The organism is Salisediminibacterium halotolerans, from assembly GCF_003814815.1.
GTDB lineage: Bacteria > Bacillota > Bacilli > Bacillales > Salisediminibacteriaceae > Salisediminibacterium > Salisediminibacterium halotolerans.
Window position 1 is genome coordinate 444,777 of record NZ_RKQQ01000002.1, and the last position, 25,055, is coordinate 469,831.

Genomic DNA, 25,055 nt, shown 5'->3' on the forward strand with positions numbered 1-25,055 from the left:
GGGAGGGGTGAGATGGATTGGCTCCAATTGGTCGGAGCAATCATAATTTCATATTTGATTGGTTCGATCAGTTTCAGTTATTTGATTGGAAAATTGCTTCGAAAATTAGACATTCGTGAACACGGCAGCGGGAATGCCGGAGCGACAAATACGCTCCGCGTAATGGGATGGACACCTGCCATTATTGTATTATTATTAGATTGCGCTAAAGGTATTGCTGCTGTTGTGATCGGGTATCAATTGACCGGAATTCCGGTCGAAGCCGGCATTGCTGCTGGAATTTGCGGCCTTGCGGCGATCTTAGGTCATAACTGGCCGATTTATTTTAACTTCCGCGGCGGCAAGGGAGTAGCTACGACGATCGGTGTCTTAGCAACACTCGTTTTTGCAGCTGCATTGACTGCGGGTGTGGTTGCAATTATTACGATTGCTTTTACTCGTTATGTGTCGCTTGGATCATTGCTGTTTATTTCCGGGACAACTTTACTCACGGCTGTGTTTACACCTTGGCTGCAATATCCGGGTTACTATACTGCATTTCTCGTCATCATTACTGCACTTTCTTTTTGGAAGCACCGGGATAATATTTCAAGGCTTAAATCGGGCACGGAAAGTAAAATTGGCGGAAAATCAGATGCGAAAACTTAACAAGGAGGCGGTACGATGACAAGAAAAGTTGCGGTTCTAGGTTCGGGCAGCTGGGGCACGGCATTATCGATTGTCCTGGCAGACAACGGGCACAGTGTTCATTTATGGGGACGATCCGAAGAGCAAGTCACCTCAATTAATGAAAAGCGCAAAAATTCACGTTATATTAAAGATGTTGAACTTCCCGACGGCATTCAGGCGTCAACAGATATCCGGACGATTCTCGCTGATGCCGATTACGTCGTCATTGTCGTGCCGACAAAAGCGGTACGCGATGTTATCCAGTCTGCGCTCCCGCATTTAAATAGCGGAGCTCTCATTGTTCATGCCAGTAAAGGAATTGAACCGGAAACGCATCTTCGTATCTCGGAAATGATTCATGAAGAACTGCCGGAAGGTCACAATCATCCGATTGCAGCTTTATCAGGTCCTTCTCATGCTGAAGAAGTTTGTTATCGGCAGCCGACGACAGTGACTTGTTCCTCAGAGGATGAGGAGGCTGCTAAATCGGTGCAGGACTTATTTATGAATCAATCGTTTCGCGTCTATACAAATATAGATATTATCGGTGTGGAAATGGGCGGAGCGCTGAAAAATATCATCGCAATCGGCGCAGGAATGACGAACGGTCTCGGATTCGGAGATAATGCACGGGCTGCACTGATGACGCGGGGACTCGCAGAAATAGCGCGTCTCGGTATGAAGCTTGGCGCTAATCCAATGACATTTGCCGGGTTAAGCGGCCTTGGTGATTTGATTGTTACCTGCACAAGTGAACACAGCCGTAATTGGCGGGCCGGAAAACGTCTCGGTGAAGGGATAAGCGCAAAGCAAGTTGAAGATGAAATGGGCATGGTTGTTGAAGGCATTCGGACAACGAAAGCTGCTCATCAGTTGGCGGAAAAAGTTAATGTGGACATGCCGATCACTTCTGAACTGTTTCATGTTTTATTTGATGACAAACCGCCGAAAGAAGCTGTTGCCGAGCTGATGGGCCGGGTGAAAAAACACGAAGTTGAAGATTTAAAGCTTAACGATAAAGATCCGCTCAATTATTTCGAACCGTAAAAAATCCGCTCGTTTTCCGCAGCTTGTTTAGCTGAAACGAACTGAAGACACAACTGTCTTCAGTTTTTTTTATGTTCAATGTTTATACATACAAGGAAGTCGTATGCTATTATAATAATGCACCATTCAACATTTGCTTTGTATAAATAGTGTAAAGCAGTGAGCAATGACTGAAGGAGTGACCAATATGTTTGAAGATCCGATGATGAAAATGTGGGTCTCGTTTATTGCCATGGGATTGATGTTTTTGTCGGTGATACTGACGATATTTTCTAAAGAGAAACTGCGCGGTCTTTTTCGTTACTTTTTTCTGTCGGTCAGTTTTATTATGATTATGGCATCCGGATTAATTATTTTTCTCGTCGTATTTACCGGCCCTGTTCCTGAATAATGAAGAAGGAGAGATACAGGATGAAATTGCCCGGAATTTTAACAGCGGCTCTCGCAGGATTAATATTAATGAGCGGCTGTTTAGCTGAAGGGGGAAGCAACGGAAGTGAAGCCGTTCCTTCTGAAGATGAATTGAACAGAGTCGAATCAGCCGTAGAGCAGTACCGTGAGGAAACAGAAGTACTGCCTATTCAAACAAGAGATGCGGAGACTCCGGAGTTCAGGCGGTATCCTATAGATTTTCAGCGTCTGACGGCAGGTTATTTGTCAGAAATCCCGGGAAACAGTTTTGAACGAGGCGGAATTTTTCAATATGTTATTGTCGATCCGGAAGAGAGTGCAGAAGTGCGCTTAATTGACTTGCGTGCTGCGAATATTATTCAAGAATTGGAGCGGAAAATTCATCAATACAGATCCGAATATAGTTACGCTCCGGTCAAGGAAGTCGTTGACGGTGAAATTGTCGAACTGGATTATGAAGCGTTAAATTACGACGAACCTCCTACTGTTCCGAGTCCGTTTGAACCGAACCATCGTTTACCTGTTTACATGAAGACAAGCGGTGAATTGATTGTCGATTATTCGCTGGATATTCAATCGTACAAAGATGAATATGACACTTCTGAATATTCTGCGGGCGATGATTACAGACAGCTATTGGTCGAGAATGCGATGTTTGTTCCGGATTACTCTGTCGAGCAAACCGTTATCGATGGAGAAGTGAAATTCGCAGCACCATAAAAGGAATATAATTCTATCAAAGAGGGTGAAGCCCGTCATGAAAGGGTTTAAAAAATACCTTATTTTGTCAATTTCGGAAGAAAAGCGATAAAAATCCCATGAATTACGGAAATATTATTGAATTCTTGCGCTGTATCGTTTAACATAAGCCTTGTTATCCCCTTCTTACGGGGATTAACAAGGTTGAAGCAGTAAATACGATTCTTCATCCATATATCCTGAGAGGAGGTGAATGGAATGAACAAAACAGAACTGATCAACGCAGTAGCTGAACAAACAGATCTTTCTAAAAAAGATGCGACAAGTGCTGTTGATGCTGTGTTCGATGTCATCACAGGATCTCTTCAAAAAGGCGAAAAGGTTCAACTGATCGGCTTTGGCAACTTCGAAGTACGTGAACGTGCGGCGCGTAAAGGCCGTAACCCACAAACCGGAGATGAAATTGAAATCCCGGCAAGCAATGTACCTGCGTTCAAACCAGGTAAAGCCCTTAAGGATGCTGTAAAATAAGGTACATATAGGGTTTTATATGTGTCTGAAAGACAACCCGGCGGATGTTATTCATCCGCCGGGTTTCTTTTTAGAGTTATTGTTTTGTGATTAATATACGGCTGTGCTACGATATGAGAGTAATAGGAAATGACTACTTGAAATCGCAGGAGGTCAAACCAATGGAACAGATCGATCAAGATAAAATTCAAGAAGCCGTAAAAATGATTTTAGAAGCGATTGGCGACGATCCGGAAAGAGAAGGGATCCAAGATACACCGAAAAGAGTTGCGAAGATGTATTCAGAAGTGTTCGCCGGGATGTTTCAAGATCCGAAAGAACACTTAAAAACTGTTTTTGGCGAGGATCATGAAGAGCTTGTTCTCGTGAAAGATATTCCGTTTTATTCGATGTGTGAACATCACCTCGTGCCGTTTTTCGGCAAAGCGCATATAGGTTATTTGCCTCAAGGAGGGAAAGTGACCGGCTTAAGCAAAATTGCCCGCGCCTTGGAATCCGTAGCCAGCAGGCCGCAATTGCAGGAGCGGATCACTTCAACTGTAGCAGATTCGATGGTCGAGACCCTCAATCCTCGCGGTGTCATCGTTGTTGTGGAGGCTGAGCATATGTGCATGACGATGCGCGGGGTGAATAAACCCGGTTCAAAAACAGTGACATCAGCTGTCCGGGGTGCATTTGAGAACAGCGAGGCTGCAAGGTCGGAAGTTCTCTCATTAATTAAGGAGTAGTTTGGAGGGATTAAATTGGCTGATACAGGAGAATATATTGTAATCAAAGCAGATGAAGACGGAGTAAATGTCATTGGATTAACGCGCGGAACCGATACGCGGTTTCATCATTCTGAAAAACTAGATAAAAATGAGATGATGATCGCACAGTTTACTGAACATACCTCGGCAATAAAAATTCGCGGCAAGGCCACGCTGCAAACGTCACACGGGGAAATGAAAACTGAGGATTAAAGCAGGTGATCGTCGCCTGCTTTTTTTTGCGCAAGATTTCCTGTTGGTAAGGATTTTCTCGTGGCAATGATTATAACCGGAAACATTTTTGTGATATACTTGACGCATACTTTCGAGGTATAACAGAAGGCAATGACTATTTGCGCTGGGGGATTAAGAATGACCGTAAATCATCATGAGAACAGCTTCGTTCATAACGTGGTTCACAGCTTTGGGGAGAGTGTCAGCCATAGATATTTAGAATATTATATCGGAAAGCCTCCTGTTAATGAAGATCATATTCTTGTTTTATTCAGGATGTTAAAACATACAGGCAAAAGTGATCAAGAGATTCATCAGCTGATTTTGACAACACTGCTCGTTCAATCGGCACTTGATACGCATGAGAAGGTTATTAAGCACGGTCTCGGCACACCGGATATAAAAACAGAACAGCAGCTTACGGTGCTCGGCGGCGATTTTTACAGCAGCTTATATTACTATATACTTTCGCGTTCCGGTGATGCATCTGTGATCCGAGCCCTTGCAAAAGGCATTCAAGACATTAACGAAGCGAAAATGTCTATCTATCACCCTTCGGCTAAACAGCCGGCGCCTGGATTAACAGAGTTGGCCACGCTCTATTCCGCCCTGGCCGTTCGACTGGCGGAAGTGTTTGAGCTGAATGCATGGGTTGAACCTTTGCGAAGCTATTTCCTTATTCAAGGACTGCAGGCTGATTATAACCAGCTCGAATACAGCGGCACTTTCGGTTTGGCTGCGCTCAATTATAAAAATAAAGTTCCGCACTCCGTGCACAACGGCTCGCGAACGATTGCTCATGCCATCAGCGAGGCGGTTGCAGAAGAATACTGTCATTTTGAAATGATTACAGCGCAAAACGGCATCGAAGAAGGGACATTCCCGCCGCTGTTTTATCCGGGAACTTCAATGAGTGATGTGTATAAAAAAACGTGTGCAGCAGAGGAAGGATAACCAATGACAACAAGCAAGGAAAAACGGGTCCATGATGTCTTTCAATCAATCTCTTCACAGTACGATAAAATGAACGGAATTATCAGCTTCAGACGTCATATCGCATGGCGCAAAGATACAATGAAAAAGATGGCTGTTCCGCCGGGTTCTTCAGCGCTGGATGTATGTTGCGGCACGGCAGATTGGACTGCGCATTTAGCGGAAGCTGCCGGGAAAAACGGTACGGTTACAGGGATTGATTTTAGTGAGAATATGTTGGCCGTCGGAAAAGAAAAGCTTGCCGATAAAAATATGGCGAATGTCTCTTTAATTCAAGGAAATGCGATGAGCCTTCCTTTTGCTGACGATCAATTTGATTATGTAACGATCGGATTCGGGCTTCGGAATGTGCCGGATTATTTACAAGTATTAAAGGAAATGTATCGTGTTGCAAAACCCGGCGGGATGGTTGTCTGTTTAGAAACGTCGCAGCCGACTGCACCGGTTTTTAAACAGTTTTATTGGTTTTACTTTCAAAAAGTGATGCCGATGTTCGGTAAATTTTTTGCGCAGAGTTACGAAGAATATTCTTGGCTTCAGGAGTCAAGCCAATCTTTTCCGGGAAAAAGCGAGCTGAAACGCTTGTTCCATGAAGCTGGTTTCTCGAAAGTCGATGTTCAATCTTACGCCGGCGGCGCAGCAGCCTCGCATTTTGCCAAAAAAGATCAATCATAAATGGTTAAGGGGTAAATTCCAGATGAAGAAATTAAAAGTTATTTTGGAAATGATCAAGTTTGAACATACTGTTTTTGCTCTGCCGTTTGCTTTTCTCGGCGCTGCTTTGGGAAGTTTGCTAGTCACGGGGGGCTGGCCTACGATAGCGCAGTGGATTTGGATTACATTGGCGATGGTCGGCGCCCGCAGTGCGGCGATGTCGTTAAACCGTCTGATCGATGCTCAAATCGATAAAGCGAATCCGCGGACAGCAGATCGCGCGATTCCAGCAGGCCTTTTGTCAAAAGCTGAAACGGCTGGATTTATCGCCGTTTCGTTTGCTGTGCTCTTTGTTGCTGCCTTTCAATTAAACATGCTTGCTGTATACTTGCTGCCGGTTGCGGTGTTTTTTCTTGTATTCTATTCGTATACGAAACGATTTACTTGGCTTTGTCATGTTTTTCTCGGTGTGACGATCGGAATTGCTCCGCTTGGGGGCTGGGTCGGCGCAACCGGCGTTTTGACATGGGAGGCGTTTATTCTTTTTATCGCCGTCGCCTTCTGGACAGCGGGATTTGATGTTATTTATGCGACACAAGACGCCGATTATGACCAGGAAGTCAATCTGCACTCAATTCCGAGTAAATTCGGGATTGCTAAAGCGCTTAAGATTGCACGCGGTTTTCATGTCGTCAGTTTTTCGGCAATGATACTGCTGTTTTTTGTCGCTCCGCTCAGCTGGATATATGCGTTCGGAATTGTGATCGTCGGAGCGATCATGGTTTATGAACATTCGCTTGTTTCTCCGAAAGATTTATCCAAAGTAGATGTCGCATTTTTTAAGATGAACGGCATCATCAGTATCGTGTTGCTCGTCTTTACGTTGGGAGATTTGATCATATGAGCACAAATGAGAAAAAAACATTGACTGTTGCTTTAACAGGAGCAAGCGGAGCTGTTTACGGCGTCCGGATCGTGCAAGAACTGCTTAAGTCAGGCCACACGGTGCATTTCTTATTAACCGGCGCCGCCTGGCAAGTGCTGTATTATGAGCTCGGGATGGATACTAGCGATCGGGAGCGCTGCCTTTATGAATTATTTGGCAGTCATGAACGGCTTTTTTATCATACCGATCAAGAGTTTTCAGCTCCGATTGCAAGCGGATCAGCACAAAATGACGGTATGGTAATTGTGCCTTGTTCAATGGGGACGCTCGCGAAAATTGCCCACGGTACATCGTCAAACTTGCTTGAGCGGGCTGCGGACGTTGCGTTAAAAGAACGGCGTAAACTGATTATTGTACCGAGAGAGACGCCGTTAAATTCGATTCACTTGGAGAATATGAAGCGCCTCAGTGATACCGGGGCGCAAATCGTTCCAGCTATGCCTGGTTTTTACCATCAACCGTCGAATTACGATGACTTAGTCAATTTTGTCGTCGGAAAAGTTCTTGATCAGCTCGGGGCGTCCCATAATCTCTTTAGACGCTGGGGGGAGTCATAATGAATTTAGTGATCGGAGAAATATCCTATACGAATATTTTGCCGCTGTTTTATTATTTAAACAGAGACCGCTTACAGGAGATCGGCTTCACGTTTGAGCCGGCAATTCCGTCGCAATTAAATCAAGAAATGAGCGAAGGGCACATACATGTAGGCGGCATTTCTTCGTTTTCGTATGCAGAGCATGCTGACGAGTATACGCTATTGCCGAACTTATCAGTCTCATCCCCTCGCGCCGTCGGTTCGATATTTTTATTTTCGCATGCGCCGATCAATCAATTGTCTGGAAAACGGATTGCTTTAACATCCTCATCGGCAACTTCAGTACATTTGCTGATGATTATCCTGCAGGAATTTTACGGGGCTGACGCGGTATATACAACGGTTCCGCCTGACTACGATACGATGATGTCCGAATACGATGCATGTTTGTTAATCGGGGATGATGCGATTATGGCGCATATGTATAAACAAAACCACTCGTACATTTACGATCTCGGTGAAGAATGGCACAAGTGGACAGGATATCCAATGACATACGCTGTGATTGCCGTTCGAAATGAAATTCTTCGCTCATACCCTGATGCGATGCTCGAACTGACCGAGCAAATCACAAAAAGCAAAGAAATTTGCCGCTCGGACGGTTTTCAAAGTATGATTGCTTCTGTCAAGCAAACATACAGCGGTTCAGAAACTTTTTGGCATCATTATTTTCAAGGATTGAATTACGATTTATCAGACCAACATCTTGCTGGGCTGCTGTATTATTTTGAGCTCGCTTATAAATACGGACTGCTTCAAGAGCCTGTCCGCGATATCGCTGTTTGGCAACGCCCGGCTTCAGAGCACATTTTTTCGTTAGGTGGATCGGAATGAAACTCTCGGATATTTATTGGTACTTAAAACAGGATATTTCAAAAATTGAAAAAGAAATTGAAAAAACAATCGATGCTGATCATGCTATATTGCAAGAAGCTTCATCTCATTTGTTAAAAGCGGGCGGAAAAAGAATCCGCCCGGTATTTGTGCTGTTGTCTGCCCAGTTTGGGACGTATGATATCGAAAGGATTAAGCATGTTGCTGTGCCGCTTGAATTAATTCATATGGGGTCGCTCGTTCATGACGACGTAATTGATGACGCTTCTGTCAGAAGAGGCGAAGAAACGATTAAAGCTAAGTGGGACAATCGTATAGCAATGTATACCGGCGACTATATTTTTGCTAAAGCGATTGAAATTGCAGCTGCAGAAACAAACATTGCATTGCATCAAACGCTGTCAGAAGCGATGGTTGAGATGGCAATTGGCGAAGTGGAACAGATTAAAGATCAATACAACTGGAATCAGAATATGCGGATGTATTTACGAAGAATCCGCCGCAAAACAGCGCTTCTTATTGCCGTGAGCTGTGAGCTCGGAGCGCTCGTTGCAGAAGCATCCGAGCAAGATCGCGAAAATTTAAAAAGATACGGTTATTATACAGGCATGGCTTTTCAAATAACTGATGATATTCTCGATTTTGTCGGCACTGAAAAAGAATTAGGTAAACCGGCCGGGAGCGATTTGCAACAAGGGAACCTGACCCTTCCGGCGTTGTATGCGATGCATCAAGACGAGCAGCTCTATGAAGACATTTCAGCTTATTTGCAATCCGGCGGCGACAAATTGATGGATATGCCCGGGGTTATTCGTCGGATCCGTGCTTCTGGCGGAATAGACTTTTCAAAAAAACTGGCAGACCGTTATTTAGAAAAAGCTCATGATGCGTTAGCGCCGCTCAAATCAAACCGGGCGAAACGGGCGTTAACAGAGATTGCCGAATATATCGGGGAGCGGAAATTTTAATTTGAGCGTTGGCTGCGTACTTGTGATGAAGCCAAAACCCTGCTATGATATGTAAGGGTTTACATAATTTCGTTCGCTGGAGGTGCAATGATGGAACAAACGTTTGTGATGGTGAAGCCGGACGGGGTGCAGCGCGGGTTGACCGGTGAAATATTAACCCGTTTTGAAAAGAAAGGTTTCACAATTGCTGCAGCAAAAATGATGATGATAACGGAAGAGCTCGCCGGAACCCATTACGGGGAACATAAAGGCAAGCCATTTTATGAAGGCCTGGTTGATTTTATTACTTCAGGTCCAGTATTTGCTGTCGTGCTTGAAGGAGAAAACTGTATAAGCGAAGCAAGAAAAATGATGGGGAAAACAAATCCGGCTGAAGCTGCGCCGGGAACGATCCGCGGGGATTTCGGCCTTAGCGTATCGAAAAATCTTGTGCACGGATCTGACTCAGCAGAGAGTGCGGAACGTGAAATCAGCCTTTTCTTTAATGATGCGGAGATTTTGAATTACAGCAAAACGGTATCAAAATGGGTGTAGTATCCGTGATCTAAAACAGCATGAACACACACTGAAGCGCCTTCGGCAGAAGGCGCTTCAGACTGTAGACAAACTATATTTTGATGTCAGCCATGAATCCACACTACCCTCCGCTTGCCCCGGGCAAGGACTCAGCTAGGATTCGGCGGCCTTAGGCCGCCGAATCCGGATCTTCGTCGCTTGCTTTCCCGGAGGCGTCGGAGGAGTGGATGCACGGCTTCTTTTTTATGAATACACTCGCTTCAAAAAAGAGGATGACCCAGCATCCCGGCTTTCTCCTGCGGGATAGCGAGACAGGCGAGACCCTGCAGGGCGTCAGCCCGAAGCGGCTCGGCGCTCGCCCGCGGAAAGAAGCCGGACGATGCGTCGTCATCCGTTCCTTTTAATAGGACATCTAACGATGTCATGACTTTGTCTATACTCTAAAGCGCCTTCGGCAGAAGGCGCTTTTTAACTTTATCCTCCAGCTGGTTTATGGTATAAATGGATCAGACTTGTATCGTTGCAGAAAAGAGGATCAAGAACATATGGATGAGTACAAACAGTTTACAGACAATATTAAACGCAAAACCGGCATCGACCTTTCTCTTTATAAAGAAGCTCAAATGAAACGGCGGTTGACATCGCTTCGCGACAAGCGGTCATTTGTAAATTTTCACGATTATTATCACGCGTTAACAACAAATCAGGATCTGTTTGAAGAATTTCTCGATCGGATGACAATTAACGTTTCTGAGTTTTTTCGCAACCCGCAACGCTGGACTGTCTTAGAAACACAAATTATGCCTGCATTATTGAAAAATAAACAAGGCACATTAAACGTTTGGAGTGCCGCCTGTTCAACGGGGGAAGAGCCGTATTCGCTCGCGATACTGCTGCAAGAACAAGCGGGGAACAGCCGCTATGAAATTTTGGCGACAGACTTGGATGAATCGATATTGAACCGCGCGAAAAAAGGATTTTATCCTGAGCGTTCGGTTGAAAATGTAAGCAGTGATAAGCTGGAAAATTATTTTCACAGCGATTCCGTCGGCTACCGTGTTCGGGATAAGGTGAAAAGCTCGGTCCGGTTTAAAAAGCATAACCTTTTGGCGGACCGGTTTGAGACGGGCAAAGATTTGATTGTCTGCCGAAACGTGATGATCTACTTTACGGAAGAAGCGAAAGACGATATTTATTTGCGTTTTAGCCGGGCGTTAAAAATAGGCGGGGTTTTATTTGTCGGAAGTACCGAGCAAATTTTCAACCCGCAGCGCTACGGATTAATTTCTGAAGAAACATTTTTTTACCGCAAAATTGAACATGTTTAAGCTGCGAGGAGAATCATCTGATTTTCCTCTTTTGATGTAAATTACGAAAAACGATTTATTTTGCTTGAAAAATTCGTTACAATCATAAACAATAGTAACATCGATTATTTAACGCATAAAAGTGATAAAGACGTATGGAGATGATACAGATGAGATTTTTAACAGCAGGTGAGTCACACGGTCCGGAATTGACAGCGATCATTGAAGGCGTTCCGAGTCAAATTCCGTTAACGAAAGAAGATATAAACGAGCATTTAGCGAGAAGACAAAAAGGTTACGGCCGCGGCCGGCGAATGCAGATCGAAACCGATCAAGTCACGATTACAAGCGGAGTTCGCCACGGAAAAACAACAGGGGCGCCGATTACGCTTCACATTGAAAATAAAGATTGGAAACATTGGCAAAAAGTTATGGGACCAGAACCGATCAGCGAAGAAGAAGAAAAGGATGTGAAACGGCAAATTGCCCGTCCGCGCCCGGGACATGCTGATTTAAACGGAGCATTGAAGTACCGACACCGCGATATGCGAAATGTGCTTGAGAGATCTTCAGCCCGGGAAACGACAGCGCGAGTAGCTGTCGGTGCTGTCGCACAAGTGATCTTGCGCCAATTTGGCATTGAAGTAGCCGGGCATGTGCTTGAAATCGGCAATATTAAAAGTTCCGTTGAAAGTTCCGACAGCGCTGCATCGATCAAGGAAAAAACGGAACAGTCGGAAGTTCGCTGCCTGGATACAGACGCGGAAGAAAAAATGAAGCAAGCGATTGATGATGCGAAAAAAGACGGCGATTCGATCGGCGGGGTCATAGAGGTGCTTGCAGACCATGTTCCGCCCGGCCTTGGCAGTCATGTTCATTATGACCGAAAACTCGACGCGAAGATTGCTCAAGCTGTGTTAAGCATTAACGCCTTCAAAGGTGTTGAAATCGGGATTGGTTTTGAAGCGGCGCGTCTTAACGGCAGCCGGGTTCACGATGAGATTGCTTATGATGAAGCGGCCGGATACTATCGTAAAAGCAACCGGCTTGGCGGTTTTGAAGGAGGAATGACAACAGGTATGCCTGTTGTTGTTCACGGAGCGATGAAGCCGATACCGACACTTTATAAACCGCTGCAAAGCGTTGATATTGAAACAAAAGAACCTTTCTCAGCAAGCATTGAGCGTTCGGACAGCTGCGCAGTGCCTGCAGCAGCGGTCGTCTGTGAGGCTGCTGTAGCTTGGGAAATCGCGAACGAGTTTCTCGAGAAGTTCGGCGCCGATACATTGCCGGATATTAAGAAGCATTATGAGATGTATTTAGATGAAGTGAGGTCATTTTAATGGCGGAACGATCGCTTGAAATACGTTCTGAAAGTCATACGTACCCAATCTATATCGCCGCAGGGCTGCGACATCAAACCGCTGATATTTTAAAAGATTTGGGCAAATCAAAGTTTTCGGCTGTTTTGATCGTGACCGACGAAACAGTCGGACCGCTGTATGCGGAAGAGGTGGCTGCATCCTTTGCTGACGAACAGCCTTTGTATATCTACACGCTTGCTGCAGGCGAACAGTCGAAATCGATGGAAACGTACTATGAGTTAATGACGTTTGCGCTGAATTGCCACTTAGACAGAAATTCGGTGATCGTTGCGCTTGGCGGCGGTGTCGTCGGCGATGCTGCCGGGTTTGCTGCGGCAACTTATATGCGGGGAATCGATTATGTGCAAATGCCGACGACACTGTTAGCACATGACAGCAGTGTCGGCGGGAAAACCGGGCTTAATCATCCGCTCGGGAAAAATTTAATCGGCGCGTTCCATCCCCCCGCAGCTGTCATCTATGATACAGAAACGCTTTATACACTGCCGGAGAAGGAGTGGCGTTCAGGCTTAGCAGAAGTGATTAAACACGGCTGGATTCAAGACCCTGCGCTTCTTAAAGTTATTAAAGATCAATGGCTCGATCTATCCGCGGTTCCTGTCGATGTTTTGAATGATACGATTCGTCAATCTATCCAAGTCAAAGCTGAAATTGTTCAGCTTGATGAACGGGAGGCCGGCATTCGCGCCTTCTTAAATTTTGGCCATACGCTCGGACATGCAATTGAAGCAGAAGCCGGCTACGGAACGTTGACCCACGGCGAAGCTGTTGCGATCGGAATGGATTTTGCCATGAAATTAAGCGGCAAAGTTCTCGGGTCTTCACTCGACAGCGAAGCGTACAATGAAGAAATGATCCGCTTAGGTTACGATTTAACGATACCTGCTTCATGCGAACCTGAAACGTTGTTGGCCCATATGAAACGTGACAAAAAAGCGGCCGAACAGAAAGTGCGGTTTGTTCTTCTTCAAGAAGCTGGGGTTCCTTTAGTTCGTCCGGTTGAAGACGATACGATCCTTGACTTATTAAAAGAGGAGATGACGATATGATTCGCGGATTCAGAGGTGCGACAACCGTTGAGGTAAATGAAGCGGAGTCAATTGTGAGCGCTTCTTATGAAATGGTTGAGGCAATTATCGCGAGGAACAATTTAAAAGCGGAAGACATTTCTCATGTATGGTTTACCGTCACAAACGATTTGAATGCGGCTTTCCCTGCGAAATCTCTTCGGCAATTGGACGGATATCAGTTTGTCCCCGTCATGTGCGCCCGGGAAATCGACGTCCCGGACGGAATCGAACGGTGCATCCGTGTCATGGTTACCGCGGAGACCGGCTTAGCGCAGCGGGATATTCAACATGTTTACTTAAACCGCGCCGTCAGTTTGCGGCCGGACTTAAGCTTGACAAATCAAGAGAAATCAAGGTAGGATAACACAAAGATTAGAGATTAGAGATTAGAGATGAGAGAGCGAGCGAGCTAAGCTATACAAATTATGTAAGATTGAGCTGAGATGAGCGAGATTAGCAGAGCATAGCGGAGGCGAGGGAAGAATAATCATCTGCCCGAACGTCTGTTTTGTTGCAGGCGTTTTTATTGTACCTTCCTGCCTGTTTTCCCGCGCGTTTTACCTCGCTTACAAAAGAGGTGATCCCCTTGTATAACATGACAATAGAAGCATTTCGAAAAGAAGCGGAAAAATATCAAAAAGTTCCGGTTTCCGCGAGTGTCATCGCGGACACAAAAACACCGATTCAATTGTTTCATATGTTCGACGACGATGCCTCGTTCATTTTGGAAAGTAAAGATCCGGCATCGCCATGGTCGAATTATTCATTTATCGGACTGTCGCCAGACTACGCGATTACCGATCAACATGGCCGCTTTCAATTTAAAGACCGCGCCGGCAACGTGTTGACGGATGATGAAACGTTTGAAAAAGCTTGGAAATCGGCGCTGAATTATTTATCCGTTTCGCCGAATGGACCGGATATCCCTTTTCCGGGCGGGGCTGTCGGTTATGTCAGTTTTGAAGGCTATCATTATGAAGAGCCGGCTACCCGTGTTGAGGCGGGAGAAGAGCACGATGTCGCGATGATCTTTTGCGAGACGATTCTCGCTTATCACCACAGTAAAGAAGAGCTGACTGTTATTCATTGGCAGGATACATCGCAGCTGAGTGCAGAAGAAGCTTACGCACAAAGCACAGCCAAAGTTGAGGAAGTCATTAAAACGATTCAATCAGAACAGGCGAGACCGCCTTCGCTGGTCCCTGTAGCATCACCGGAACAGGATACGTTATTTGACGGTGTGCATTCAAACTTTACAAAAACCGCGTTTATGGAAGCGGTAGAAAAAGTAAAAACTTACATTGCTCAAGGCGATGTATTTCAAACGGTGTTATCGCAAAGGTTTGAGCTGCCTGTGCAATCAGACGGACTGACGCTCTACCGTGTTCTTCGAAAAGTGAATCCATCCCCTTATTTATATTACATTCGCTTTCACGATCAAGAAGTGATCGGGAGCTCTCCGGAGCGGCTGATCAAGGTTGATGCTGATCGGTCGCTCGAAGTTCATCCGATTGCCGGAACGAGAAAACGCGGAAGTACCGAAGAGGAAGATCAAATGCTCGCAAAAGAGCTCCTTGCCGATGAGAAAGAACGCGCCGAGCACTTAATGCTCGTCGATTTAGCCAGAAATGATGTCGGACGCGTCAGCGAGTACGGCTCGGTAAACGTATCATCTTTTATGAAAATATCGTACTTTTCCTATGTTATGCACATCATTTCTAAAGTTACCGGCAAATTGAGTATAGAGAAACATCCGTTTGAAGCTTTGTTTGCCGCGCATCCCGCCGGAACGGTTTCAGGTGCGCCGAAAGTGAGAGCAGTAGAGATTATTCAGGAATTGGAAAAAACACGGCGCGGAGTGTATTCAGGCGCAATTGCTTATTGCGGGTTTAACGATGCGGTCGATTCGTGTATTGCAATTCGAACGATCATTCTGAAAAATAAAACAGCTTATATACAAGCTGGAGCCGGTGTCGTGCAGGATTCCGATCCTGAAAGCGAATGGCGCGAAACGAGAAACAAAGCAAGCGCATTGATTTATGCGATAAAAACAGCAGAGGAAAGTTTTAGCGAGGAGGTATTAAAGAGATGAGCAGAGCGTATGAACAAATATTGAACGGTGAACCGTTAACTGCTGCTGACGCAGAAGCAGCCGTCACAGACATGATGGAAGGGAAGTTGGATAATGAACGAATGGCAGCCTTATTAGCGATTATGCAGCACCGGGGCGAAACAGCTGAAGAAGTGACAGGGTTTGCCAGAGGAATGATCAATAAAGCTGCGACAATGACAATTCCTTACCCTGTGCTCGATACGTGCGGCACAGGCGGAGACGGGAGCGGGACATACAACATCTCAACGGCATCGGCGATTTTGTTAAGTTCGATGGGGATTGCGGTAGCCAAACACGGGAACCGGAGTGTCTCATCAAAAACCGGAAGTGCCGATGTGCTCGATCACCTCGGGATTCCGTTTCAAGCGACCGAAGAAGAAACGCTGCAGCGCTTAAGAGATTATCATTTGTCGTTCTTTTTCGCTCCTGTGTATCATCAGGCGATGAAACACGTTGCTCCTGTGCGGCAAAAATTACAGCATAAAACGATCTTTAATCTGCTCGGGCCGTTAACCAACCCCGGCGGAGCAGAACGGCGGATCATCGGTGTATACAGCAATGATGCAGCGGAAAAAATGGCCGCGGCCGCCTTGAACCTCGGGATTGAACGCGCTCTTTTTGTAACCGGAGAAGACGGCATGGATGAAGTCACCGTTCAAGGCGTGACGAACATGGTTGAAGTTCGCGGCAACCGAATTGATAAGTTCGCCTTTCGCCCTGAAGATGCCGGGCTGACAACGATGGATGCTTCAGCGGCAAAAGCTGATAATGCGGAAATGAGCGCCCGAATGATCGTCGACACGTTCGAAGGCAACAGGACCGATGCTGCGACCGGATTGCTATTATTAAACGCCGGGGCTGCTTTATACGTCAACGGTAATGCTGAAACAATTGCGCAGGGTGTTGACAAGTGCCGGGCATATCTTGGCGAACCGGTTATGAAACATTTGAAACGCCTGCAGAGTAAAGAAGAGGTGTCTGTCAAACAATGACTATCCTAAATGAAATTGTTAAAACCAAAAAAGAAAACCTGCGCAACGTTAATATCCGAGCTTTACCGGCAACAGATAAGCCTAAAAGACCGCTTATCTCCTCTTTGAAACAGGCGGAATACCCTTTAGGGGTCATTGCTGAAGTGAAAAAAGCGAGCCCTTCAAAAGGTGTATTTACAAATGATTTTTCTCCTGAGGCGATTGCCAAACGTTATGAAAGTGTACACGTATCGGGCATTTCTGTTTTGACTGACTTTGCGTATTTTCAAGGGAAGAACGCTGATTTAACAGCTGTTAAAGAGGCAGTCGATACGCCGGTGCTGCGAAAAGACTTTATCTGTGATGAAAAAATGATCACCGAATCCGATAAGATCGGAGCAGATGCTGTTTTATTAATCGCGGCAATTTTAGAAGAACGTCAATTTGCCGAGTATTATGAATACGCGCGTGAATTAGGACTGGAAGTGTTAACGGAAGTACACAATGAAAAAGAGCTGGAGCAAGTGTATAAGCACGTGTTTCCCGAGCTGGTCGGGATCAACAATCGCGATCTTCATACGTTTTCAACCGATATGTCCATCACGGAATCGCTCGCTCCGCTCGTTCCGGACGGCAGCTTCGTTATCAGCGAAAGCGGTATCCATAATGCCGGACATATTCGCCGTCTTAAAAAAGCCGGAGCAGGCGGCATGCTGATCGGTGAAGGGTTTATGCTCGCCGAGTCCCCGCAGCTGTTTTTGAATCAGCTGTTTGACGGGGGTGAAAGTTGATGCGGCCTCAAATCAAATTTTGCGGCATGCGTTCAAAAAAAGATGTTGTAAATGCGTGCTCAGCCGGCGCAGATTATCTCGGGTTTATTTTCGCCCCGTCCAAGCGCCGGGTGCGGCCGGAAGACGTCTGTGAATGGACAGCGGAGTTGCCGCAAAATAACAGAGCTTTATTGACGGGTGTTTTTGTCGATGAAGAAGAGACAACCATTATTCAAACAGCAAAAACAGCAGGCCTCGACATCATCCAATGTCACGGCAACGAAACTTCAGTCGACGTCCATGCGATGAAAACAGCTCTGTCGGGCGTACAGGTTTTTAAAACGATTCATCATGAATCCGGAGCTCTCTTGCGGATGAAAGAGTTCGAAAATGCTGCAGACGGTTTTTTAGTCGATACCAAAACCGAACACAGTATGGGCGGAACCGGCACGGCATTTGATTGGGACGCTGTTCCGGAATACAGTGAGGAAGCGAAACGGCAGGGTGTGCCGATTTTTATTGCCGGCGGTATCACAGCGGGAAATGCAGACGAGCTGCTGAAGTATCACCCGTGGGGCTTAGATATTTCCAGCGGTATTGAAACCGGCGACGAAAAAGACTACCGAAAGATGGTGACGATAATGAAAAAGACGGCGAATGTATACGCGTTTCCAGATGAGTTAGGCCGCTTCGGTGATTTCGGCGGGAAATATGTGCCGGAAACGTTAATGTACGCCCTGACACAGCTGGAAGAAGCTTATCATACGATTACAGCGGAAGAATCATTTAAAGCTGAACTTCAGCAAGAATTAAAGCGTTATGCCGGAAGGCCGACGGAAATTACGTATGCCGGATCTTTAACAGAGGCATACGGCGGAGCGCAAATCTATTTAAAACGGGAAGATTTGCTTCATACCGGCGCACATAAAATCAATAACGCTTTAGCACAAGGTCTCTTAGCTAAAAAAATGGGCAAAACGGAAATTATTGCTGAAACCGGAGCAGGACAGCACGGTGTCGCAACAGCGACAATGGCCGCGCGGTTCGGTTTATCATGCAAGGTGTTTATGGGCGCTGAAGATATGAAAAGACAAGAGCTTAACGTCTTTCGCATGCGGCTTTTGGGCGCTGAAGTACTTGAAGTTCAATCAGGCGGAAAAACGTTAAAAGATGCTACGAATGAGGCGATCCGTCACTGGGTGGCGAACGTGGATACAACGTTTTATCTGATCGGCAGTGTCGTCGGCCCACATCCGTATCCGATGATTGTTCGAAATTTCCAGCGGGTGATCGGGGATGAAAGTATCCGGCAAATGGAGGAAATTTGCGGCAAACAGCCGGCGGAAGCTGTTGCATGTGTCGGAGGCGGAAGCAATGCCATGGGAATGTTTTACCCGTATATTAATAGCGGTGTCCGCTTAACCGGGATTGAAGCTGCCGGCAAAGGGATGGACACGCCGGATCATGCGGCGACGTTAAGCAAGGGAAGAAAAGGCGTGCTGCACGGCGCGTTATCTTACCTCATTCAAGATGATCACGGCAATGTTTTTGAACCTTATTCCATTTCGGCCGGCCTCGATTATCCCGGTATCGGACCAGAGCATGCGCATTTGCGTGACAGCGGGATAGTTAATTATGAAGCTGTAACCGATGATGAAGCGATGGATGCATTAGAAGATTTATGCCGGCTCGAAGGGATTTTGCCTGCGATTGAAACGGCGCATGCGCTTGCTTATGTAAAACGAGCCGCCAAATCTTATTCAGAAGATGATGCGCTGCTCGTTTGCTTGTCCGGGCGCGGAGACAAAGATGTGCATACGATTCAGCAAGTGCTTGGGGGTGCAGATAAATGAACCGACTGACACAGCCGGGTTTTCAAACTAAAGACGCCTTGTTTGTCCCTTACATGATGAGCGGAGATCCGACGATGGACGCATCGACAGATATTGCTGTAGCGCTGCAGGAAGCCGGTGCCGATGCATTGGAATGGGGCGTGCCGTTTAGCGATCCGTTAGCTGACGGTCCGGTCATTCAAGAAGCCGGTAAGCGCGCGCAGAAAACCGGCGGGAATTTACCGCAAGCTTTAGCCGGGATGAAAGAAGCGCGAAAAAAAGGCCTGCATATTCCGGCGGTTCTTTTTACGTACGTGAATCCTGTGCTGACTTACGGCGTCGAGGCGTTAATCCATGACATGAAAGAGTCGGGTTTCGACGGCATATTGATACCTGACTTGCCGTATGAGGAAAGTACTGACTGGAGAGAAAAATTTCTCGAAAACGGTCTTTCACTCGTTCCGCTGATTGCCCCGAGTTCGCAAAACCGGACAGAGAAAATCAGTAAATCAGCTGACGGATTTTTGTATTACGTGACAAGTTTAGGCGTAACCGGGGAACGGACATCATTTTCAGAAAAGATTGCAGATGATATTGCCGCGATCCAAAACTTTACGGAAGTTCCAGTTTTAGCGGGTTTTGGCATTACGACGAACGAACACGTCCGTCACTTCCAATCGATCGCTGACGGAGCAATTGTCGGATCGGCAATCGTAAAAGAGATCGGGAAAGAAGAAGAGGCGCTTCTTGATAGCCGAACGAGAGCAGATGCCGTTAAACGAATTAAATCATTTGTCGAAGCGCTCATTTCATACTAAGATAGAAGACATACGATTGAGATTGGCATGAATGCGGAGGGAATTGCAGTGAGGATAAAATCAACAATGAACGGGTTGACGCCTTATAAACCCGGAAAACCGATTGAAGAAGTAAAGCGGGAGCTCCAGTTGGAGGAAGTCATTAAACTCGCTTCAAACGAGAATCCTTACGGGGCTTCTCCGGCGGTAAAAGATGCGTTAATAAAGGCTTACGATGCCGTCCACATTTATCCGGACGGATATGCCAAACAGTTGCGCGAAGACGTTGCTCAGCATTTAAACGTGGCGGAAGAGCAGCTGATTTTTGGCAACGGTTCGGACGAAGTAATTTTAATACTTTGCCGGGCGATGCTGACTGGAGATGACAATATCGTGACAGCCGCGCCGACATTTCCGCAATATAAACATAATGCTGTCATTGAAGGATCGGAAGTTAAGGAAGTCCCTCTGATCGACGGAACGCATGATTTAGATGGAATGCTTCAGGCGATTGATGAAAAAACGAAGATCGTTTTTGTCTGCAACCCGAATAATCCGACGGGCACATATATCTCGGAAGAAGCGTTTCGGTCGTTTATGCAGAAAGTGCCGGAAGATGTCCTCGTCGTCAGTGATGAAGCTTATTATGAATACGTCAGTGCGGAAGATTTCCCGGATACGGTCCCTTATTTAAACGAGTATAACAATTTAATGCTCTTACGCACGTTCTCAAAAGCCTACGGGATTGCATCATTGCGCGTCGGGTTCGGAGCAGCATCAAAGGATTTGATTCAAGCGATCGATCCTGCACGCGAACCGTTCAATACGAGTACGGCCGGTCAATTGGCAGCTTCTGCTGCCTTAAATGACCAGTCTTTTATCCGTTCCTGTTTTGAGCAAAACCGCCGCGAAATGAAAAAGTATGAGCAATTTTGCGATGAATTCGGGTTAGATTACTTCCCTTCGGAGACGAATTTTATTTTAATGGACTTGCAGAAACCGGGGAGCGAAATTTTTCAATATTTGCTGGAACGGGGTTTTATAACGCGTAACGGCGAAGCGTTAGGCTATCCGACATCCGTCAGGATTACGCTGGGAAACCCGGAACAAAACGACCGTATCATCGCGGAACTGAAAGACTGGCTTCGTTAAAGGGAGGAAACACGCTGTGCAGATGCGAATTTTTGTGATCGGACTAGGTTTAATCGGCGGTTCGCTGGCTTTAAGTATTAAAAACGGCCACCCTCAAGCGACCGTGGTCGGCTATGATTCCGATCAGGATGCAATGAGTTTAGCTAAAAGCTTACAAATTATTGATGAACCGGCGGCATCGATTGAAGATGCCGCCATCTCTAGTGATGTGATTATTATTGCGACGCCCGTTACAGGCGGACTGGCTATTCTCGAACGTTTGATTGGTCTTCCGTTAAAAGAAGGCGCGATCATTACCGATGTCGGCAGCACAAAGAAAAGTGTCGTCGATAAAGGAAAGGAATTAAGCCGTCAAGGTGTTTCCTTTATCGGCGGACATCCGATGGCGGGTTCACACAAAACCGGCATAGAAGCATCCAATGACCGGTTGTTTGAGAACGCATTTTATATTTTTTCGCCAGTTGAAGGTGTTCCTTCTTCTGAACGGATTCGGCTGCAAAATATTTTAAAAGGAACAAGGGCAAAGTTTCTTGAATTAAATCCTGCTGATCACGACCGTTTTGCCGGATTGATCAGCCATCTGCCTCATATTCTCGCATCGAGTCTCGTCAACCAAGTAGCGGAAAAAGAAGTGCAAGATCCGCTGATCACGCAATTAGCAGCCGGCGGTTTTCGGGATTTAACCCGGATTGCTTCTGCCTCTCCGGAAATGTGGCGGGACATTTTACTGCAAAATCGGGAAGTTCTTCTTGATTTATTAAAAGAATGGCAAAGTCAGCTTACCGGTGTTGAAAAAATGATTGACGAGGCGGATGAGGAAGCGATCTTTACGTTTTTTCAGCAGGCTAAAACAGCCAGGGATCAGCTTCCTTCACGGAAAAAGGGGGCGATGCTCCCGTTTTACGATTTATTTGTTGATGTTCCGGACCATCCCGGCGTGATTTCGGATGTGACGGCGATCCTTGCGGATGCGGGAATCAGTATTACAAACATCCGGATTATTGAGGCCAGAGAAGATATCATGGGCGTTCTCAGGCTCAGTTTTCGTTCTGCTGAGGATTTGCAAATGGCAAAGGATAAATTGCGTGAGCATTTCTATGAAACGTATGATGCTCCATAATAAAGGAGGATACCATGTCAGAAATCGAAATGACGCCGATAGAAAGCGGCGGGTTGCAAGGAATGGTAAAAACGCCGGGGGATAAATCAATCAGCCACCGAGCGGTTTTATTCGGTTCTATGGCTGAAGGGATTACCACGATCCGTGGGTTTTTAAAAGGAGAAGATTGTTACAGCACGATTGAATGCATGAAGCAGCTCGGCGTAAACATCGTTGAAGAAGATGATGAAATGATCATTTACGGCAAAGGAACCGATTCGTTTAAAGAACCGGAGGAGGCGCTTGATGTCGGAAATTCCGGTACAACGATTCGCCTGTTATCCGGGCTGCTCGCAGGGCTCCCCAAATCTGTCGTTTTAGTCGGCGATAAATCAATTGCCAAGCGCCCGATGTCGCGCGTTACCGGACCGCTGAAAATGATGAACGCTTCGATTGACGGCCGGTTATTCGGAGAATTCACGCCAATTCACCTCCGCGGAGGACGGCTTCGAGGTATTCACTACGTCAGCCCCGTCGCAAGTGCACAGGTGAAATCGGCGCTGCTGTTAGCGGGATTGAACGCTTCAGGAAAAACAACGGTTGATGAACCGAGCAAATCGAGAGATCATACTGAACGTATGCTTAAAAGCTTCGGTGTAGACGTTGCTGTTAACGGGACACAAGTTACCGTCGAAGGCGATCAGCACTTAAATGCTGCGGATGTTGATGTGCCCGGCGACATTTCATCTGCTGCCTTTATACTGGCAGCAGGGTTGATGGTGCCGGACAGCTGTGTTAAATTGCCTTTTGTCGGCGTTAATCCGACACGAACAGGTATTCTTGATGTGTTAGAAGCGATGGGAGCAAATGTTGAATTAACAGATGAAAAAACAACAGCCGGGGAGCCTGTCGCTGATTTGCATGTGCAAACTTCGTCTTTAAAAGCAACGACAATTGCCGGCGGGTTGATCCCGCGTCTTATTGATGAAATCCCGGTTATTGCTGTTTTGGCAACGCAAGCAGCAGGCACAACGGTGATTAAAGATGCAGCTGAACTGAAGGTAAAAGAAACGAATCGCATTGATACGGTTGTTTCGCAGTTAAAACAGCTCGGCGCGAATATTGAAGCGACGCCGGACGGTATGATTATTCAAGGACCGACACGCCTGAGCGGAGGAACGGTGAAAAGTTTCGGTGACCACAGAGTCGGCATGGCGATGGCCTTGTGCGGTCTGATCAGCACTTCCCCGGTGACGGTAGAAGATACCGATGCGATTGCGGTATCGTATCCCGGCTTTTTTGACGATCTTAAACATTTGCGCAACCGATAATAAAGGAGCCGATAAACGATGAATGAAAAACTCGCAGAGGCGATCTCGCTGATTGAATCCGGTGAGCACGAACAAGGTTTGAAAAATGTTGAAAGTCTTATTCCGGAAGCAGATGATGAAACGAAGCGGACAATTGCCGAACTTTATTTTGAACTCGGTCTAGTCGATCAATCGTTAAATCTTCTTCAAGAACTGATGTTTCGATACCCGGATCATGGCGAGCTGTTTGCATTTGCAGCAGAATGTTACGGCGAACTCGGGAAAGAAGACGAAGCGATTGATATGCTGAATGAAGTGTCAAAAGACGACCCTGCCTATGTGCAAGCGCGCCTGTTGCTGGCAGATCTCTACGAAGCGGACGGCCTCGAGGAAGTTGCCGAAAATAAATTGCTCGAAGCCTTGGAAAATGAACCGGATCACCCCGTTTTACAATTCGGTCTCGGCGAATTTTACTTAAACCGCGGAGATTATCAAAAAGCGATATCTTATTACAAAAAAGTGGTGCATCAAGGGCAGCTCCCAAACGATTTACCGATTGAACCGAAAGTTAAACTTGCTGAAGCATTCAGTGCCACCGGTCAGTTTGAGGAAGCGCTTGTCTATTTCCGTGAAGGAATTGAAGAAAATGAAACGCCGGATGCATTGTTCGGTTACGGTTATACAGCGATGCAGGTGGAAGAGTATGACACAGCTGTTAAAACATTGACAAGGCTATTGGAAATGGATCCTGATTTCACGACAGCGTATCCGATTCTTGCCCGAGCTAACGTCGCTTTAAAGCAATATGACAACGCTATGCAAATTTTACAGGACGGCATTAAGCGCGACGAATTTAATGAAGAGCTTTACCTGGAATTAGCCAAGCTGCAAATGTCACGAGGCGAAGGCGAGGAAGGGAAAACGTTCCTTGAAAAAGTCATCGCATTAAATCCGTCCAACGTTTCCGCTGTGAAAGAATTGTTGAATTACTTTGACGAAAACGAAGATTATGAGAGCGTTTTGGAATTAATGGCCTTTTTAGATGATTACCGTGAATTTGATCCGCTCTACGAAAGATACCGGGCCAGGGCTCTGTTTGAAGAAAACGAAACAACAGAAGCGGCGGAAGCGCTCGACCGTGTGTTAACTTCAGAAACGGATGATGAACGCTTTCTTGAAGACGCATCTGAAATCTATCTCGCTGCCGGAAACTATGACAAAGCTTTGCCGATTTTAAAGCAGCTGTTTGAGCTTTATCCGGAACGTGAAGATTTGGCAGAACGAATCGAAGAACTGAATAAACGGGTTAAATAACCGGTTAAAAATATCTTCAAACGGGAATTATTTTAATAAAGCAGCAGGAAATTTCTCGTCCCATCAAGAATTGTACAGTATAAGAG

28 protein-coding genes are annotated in these 25,055 nt (G+C 46.1%); 27 read left to right on the top strand and 1 reads right to left on the bottom strand.

Going from position 1 to position 25,055, the window contains the following annotated elements; genetic code table 11:
- Window positions 1-12: 12 nt before the first annotated feature.
- The 14 genes from plsY to ndk all read left to right on the top strand — a co-directional run bounded on the left by plsY (window position 13) and on the right by ndk (window position 9,867).
- Window positions 13-648, top strand: coding sequence for a glycerol-3-phosphate 1-O-acyltransferase PlsY (gene plsY, locus EDD67_RS05165; RefSeq protein WP_121438843.1), 636 nt, complete (start codon window positions 13-15; stop codon window positions 646-648).
- A 15-nt stretch (window positions 649-663) separates the two neighbouring features.
- The gene (locus EDD67_RS05170; RefSeq protein WP_121438842.1) at window positions 664-1,716 is read left to right on the top strand and encodes an NAD(P)H-dependent glycerol-3-phosphate dehydrogenase; all 1,053 of its coding nucleotides are present in this window, start codon (window positions 664-666) and stop codon (window positions 1,714-1,716) included.
- 187 nt (window positions 1,717-1,903) lie between these two features.
- Window positions 1,904-2,107 carry a DUF2768 domain-containing protein gene (locus EDD67_RS05175; protein ID WP_093071548.1) on the top strand — a complete coding sequence of 68 codons (204 nt, stop codon included), beginning with the start codon at window positions 1,904-1,906 and terminating at the stop codon, window positions 2,105-2,107.
- Window positions 2,108-2,127: 20 nt separating this feature from the next.
- Window positions 2,128-2,847, top strand: coding sequence for a hypothetical protein (locus tag EDD67_RS05180; protein WP_121438841.1), 720 nt, complete (start codon window positions 2,128-2,130; stop codon window positions 2,845-2,847).
- Between the two features lie 237 nt (window positions 2,848-3,084).
- On the top strand, window positions 3,085-3,357 hold the full coding sequence (locus EDD67_RS05185; protein WP_093071546.1) for an HU family DNA-binding protein: 273 nt from the start codon (window positions 3,085-3,087) through the stop codon (window positions 3,355-3,357).
- A gap of 161 nt (window positions 3,358-3,518) precedes the next feature.
- Window positions 3,519-4,085 carry a GTP cyclohydrolase I FolE gene (gene folE / locus EDD67_RS05190; RefSeq protein ID WP_093071545.1) on the top strand — a complete coding sequence of 189 codons (567 nt, stop codon included), beginning with the start codon at window positions 3,519-3,521 and terminating at the stop codon, window positions 4,083-4,085.
- Between the two features lie 15 nt (window positions 4,086-4,100).
- A complete protein-coding gene (gene mtrB / locus EDD67_RS05195; protein ID WP_093071544.1) occupies window positions 4,101-4,319 on the top strand; it encodes a trp RNA-binding attenuation protein MtrB in 219 nt (72 codons plus the stop codon).
- A gap of 159 nt (window positions 4,320-4,478) precedes the next feature.
- Window positions 4,479-5,294 carry a heptaprenyl diphosphate synthase component 1 gene (locus EDD67_RS05200; RefSeq protein WP_158638138.1) on the top strand — a complete coding sequence of 272 codons (816 nt, stop codon included), beginning with the start codon at window positions 4,479-4,481 and terminating at the stop codon, window positions 5,292-5,294.
- A gap of 3 nt (window positions 5,295-5,297) precedes the next feature.
- Window positions 5,298-6,008, top strand: coding sequence for a demethylmenaquinone methyltransferase (locus tag EDD67_RS05205; protein WP_121438838.1), 711 nt, complete (start codon window positions 5,298-5,300; stop codon window positions 6,006-6,008).
- Between the two features lie 22 nt (window positions 6,009-6,030).
- Window positions 6,031-6,891, top strand: coding sequence for a UbiA-like polyprenyltransferase (locus EDD67_RS05210; protein WP_121438837.1), 861 nt, complete (start codon window positions 6,031-6,033; stop codon window positions 6,889-6,891).
- A complete protein-coding gene (locus tag EDD67_RS05215) occupies window positions 6,888-7,490 on the top strand; it encodes a UbiX family flavin prenyltransferase (protein ID WP_121438836.1) in 603 nt (200 codons plus the stop codon). Before EDD67_RS05210 ends, EDD67_RS05215 begins: the two co-directional genes overlap by 4 nt.
- Window positions 7,490-8,365, top strand: a complete 876-nt coding sequence (locus tag EDD67_RS05220; RefSeq protein ID WP_121438835.1) for a menaquinone biosynthesis protein — start codon at window positions 7,490-7,492, stop codon at window positions 8,363-8,365. Before EDD67_RS05215 ends, EDD67_RS05220 begins: the two co-directional genes overlap by 1 nt.
- Window positions 8,362-9,333, top strand: a complete 972-nt coding sequence (gene hepT, locus EDD67_RS05225; RefSeq protein WP_121438834.1) for a heptaprenyl diphosphate synthase component II — start codon at window positions 8,362-8,364, stop codon at window positions 9,331-9,333. Before EDD67_RS05220 ends, hepT begins: the two co-directional genes overlap by 4 nt.
- 90 nt (window positions 9,334-9,423) lie before the next feature.
- Window positions 9,424-9,867 (top strand): nucleoside-diphosphate kinase, encoded by a 444-nt coding sequence (gene ndk, locus EDD67_RS05230; protein ID WP_121438833.1) that lies wholly within the window; start codon window positions 9,424-9,426, stop codon window positions 9,865-9,867.
- A gap of 242 nt (window positions 9,868-10,109) precedes the next feature.
- Here the strand turns inward: ndk and EDD67_RS13840 are convergent, their stop codons facing one another.
- A complete protein-coding gene (locus EDD67_RS13840; protein ID WP_154718736.1) occupies window positions 10,110-10,274 on the bottom strand; it encodes a hypothetical protein in 165 nt (54 codons plus the stop codon).
- 120 nt (window positions 10,275-10,394) lie between these two features.
- On the opposite strand from EDD67_RS13840, the gene EDD67_RS05235 reads away from it, so the two are divergent.
- From EDD67_RS05235 to EDD67_RS05295, 13 genes are all read left to right on the top strand, one after another.
- Window positions 10,395-11,177, top strand: coding sequence for a CheR family methyltransferase (locus tag EDD67_RS05235; RefSeq protein ID WP_121438832.1), 783 nt, complete (start codon window positions 10,395-10,397; stop codon window positions 11,175-11,177).
- Window positions 11,178-11,326: 149 nt separating this feature from the next.
- Complete coding sequence (gene aroC / locus EDD67_RS05240; protein ID WP_121438831.1) at window positions 11,327-12,499, top strand: chorismate synthase; 1,173 nt, start codon at window positions 11,327-11,329, stop codon at window positions 12,497-12,499.
- Window positions 12,499-13,590 (top strand): 3-dehydroquinate synthase, encoded by a 1,092-nt coding sequence (gene aroB / locus EDD67_RS05245; protein ID WP_121438830.1) that lies wholly within the window; start codon window positions 12,499-12,501, stop codon window positions 13,588-13,590. Before aroC ends, aroB begins: the two co-directional genes overlap by 1 nt.
- Window positions 13,587-13,970, top strand: a complete 384-nt coding sequence (aroH, locus tag EDD67_RS05250) for a chorismate mutase (protein WP_121438829.1) — start codon at window positions 13,587-13,589, stop codon at window positions 13,968-13,970. The genes aroB and aroH overlap by 4 nt, the downstream gene beginning before the upstream one ends.
- A gap of 236 nt (window positions 13,971-14,206) precedes the next feature.
- Window positions 14,207-15,703 carry an anthranilate synthase component I gene (gene trpE, locus EDD67_RS05255; protein WP_121439162.1) on the top strand — a complete coding sequence of 499 codons (1,497 nt, stop codon included), beginning with the start codon at window positions 14,207-14,209 and terminating at the stop codon, window positions 15,701-15,703.
- Window positions 15,700-16,716, top strand: a complete 1,017-nt coding sequence (trpD, locus tag EDD67_RS05260; protein WP_121438828.1) for an anthranilate phosphoribosyltransferase — start codon at window positions 15,700-15,702, stop codon at window positions 16,714-16,716. The genes trpE and trpD overlap by 4 nt, the downstream gene beginning before the upstream one ends.
- Window positions 16,713-17,486 (top strand): indole-3-glycerol phosphate synthase TrpC, encoded by a 774-nt coding sequence (gene trpC / locus EDD67_RS05265; RefSeq protein WP_121438827.1) that lies wholly within the window; start codon window positions 16,713-16,715, stop codon window positions 17,484-17,486. Before trpD ends, trpC begins: the two co-directional genes overlap by 4 nt.
- Entirely contained in the window at window positions 17,486-19,318 is a 1,833-nt protein-coding gene (trpB, locus tag EDD67_RS05270) for a tryptophan synthase subunit beta (RefSeq protein ID WP_121438826.1), read from the top strand. The genes trpC and trpB overlap by 1 nt, the downstream gene beginning before the upstream one ends.
- On the top strand, window positions 19,315-20,115 hold the full coding sequence (gene trpA / locus EDD67_RS05275) for a tryptophan synthase subunit alpha (RefSeq protein WP_121438825.1): 801 nt from the start codon (window positions 19,315-19,317) through the stop codon (window positions 20,113-20,115). The genes trpB and trpA overlap by 4 nt, the downstream gene beginning before the upstream one ends.
- Window positions 20,116-20,163: 48 nt before the next feature.
- Window positions 20,164-21,246 (top strand): histidinol-phosphate transaminase, encoded by a 1,083-nt coding sequence (hisC, locus tag EDD67_RS05280; RefSeq protein WP_121438824.1) that lies wholly within the window; start codon window positions 20,164-20,166, stop codon window positions 21,244-21,246.
- Window positions 21,247-21,262: 16 nt separating this feature from the next.
- Window positions 21,263-22,366, top strand: coding sequence for a prephenate dehydrogenase (locus tag EDD67_RS05285; protein WP_093071526.1), 1,104 nt, complete (start codon window positions 21,263-21,265; stop codon window positions 22,364-22,366).
- A gap of 14 nt (window positions 22,367-22,380) precedes the next feature.
- Complete coding sequence (gene aroA, locus EDD67_RS05290) at window positions 22,381-23,676, top strand: 3-phosphoshikimate 1-carboxyvinyltransferase (RefSeq protein WP_121438823.1); 1,296 nt, start codon at window positions 22,381-22,383, stop codon at window positions 23,674-23,676.
- 18 nt (window positions 23,677-23,694) lie between these two features.
- Entirely contained in the window at window positions 23,695-24,969 is a 1,275-nt protein-coding gene (locus EDD67_RS05295) for a tetratricopeptide repeat protein (RefSeq protein ID WP_093071524.1), read from the top strand.
- Window positions 24,970-25,055 lie beyond the last annotated feature (86 nt).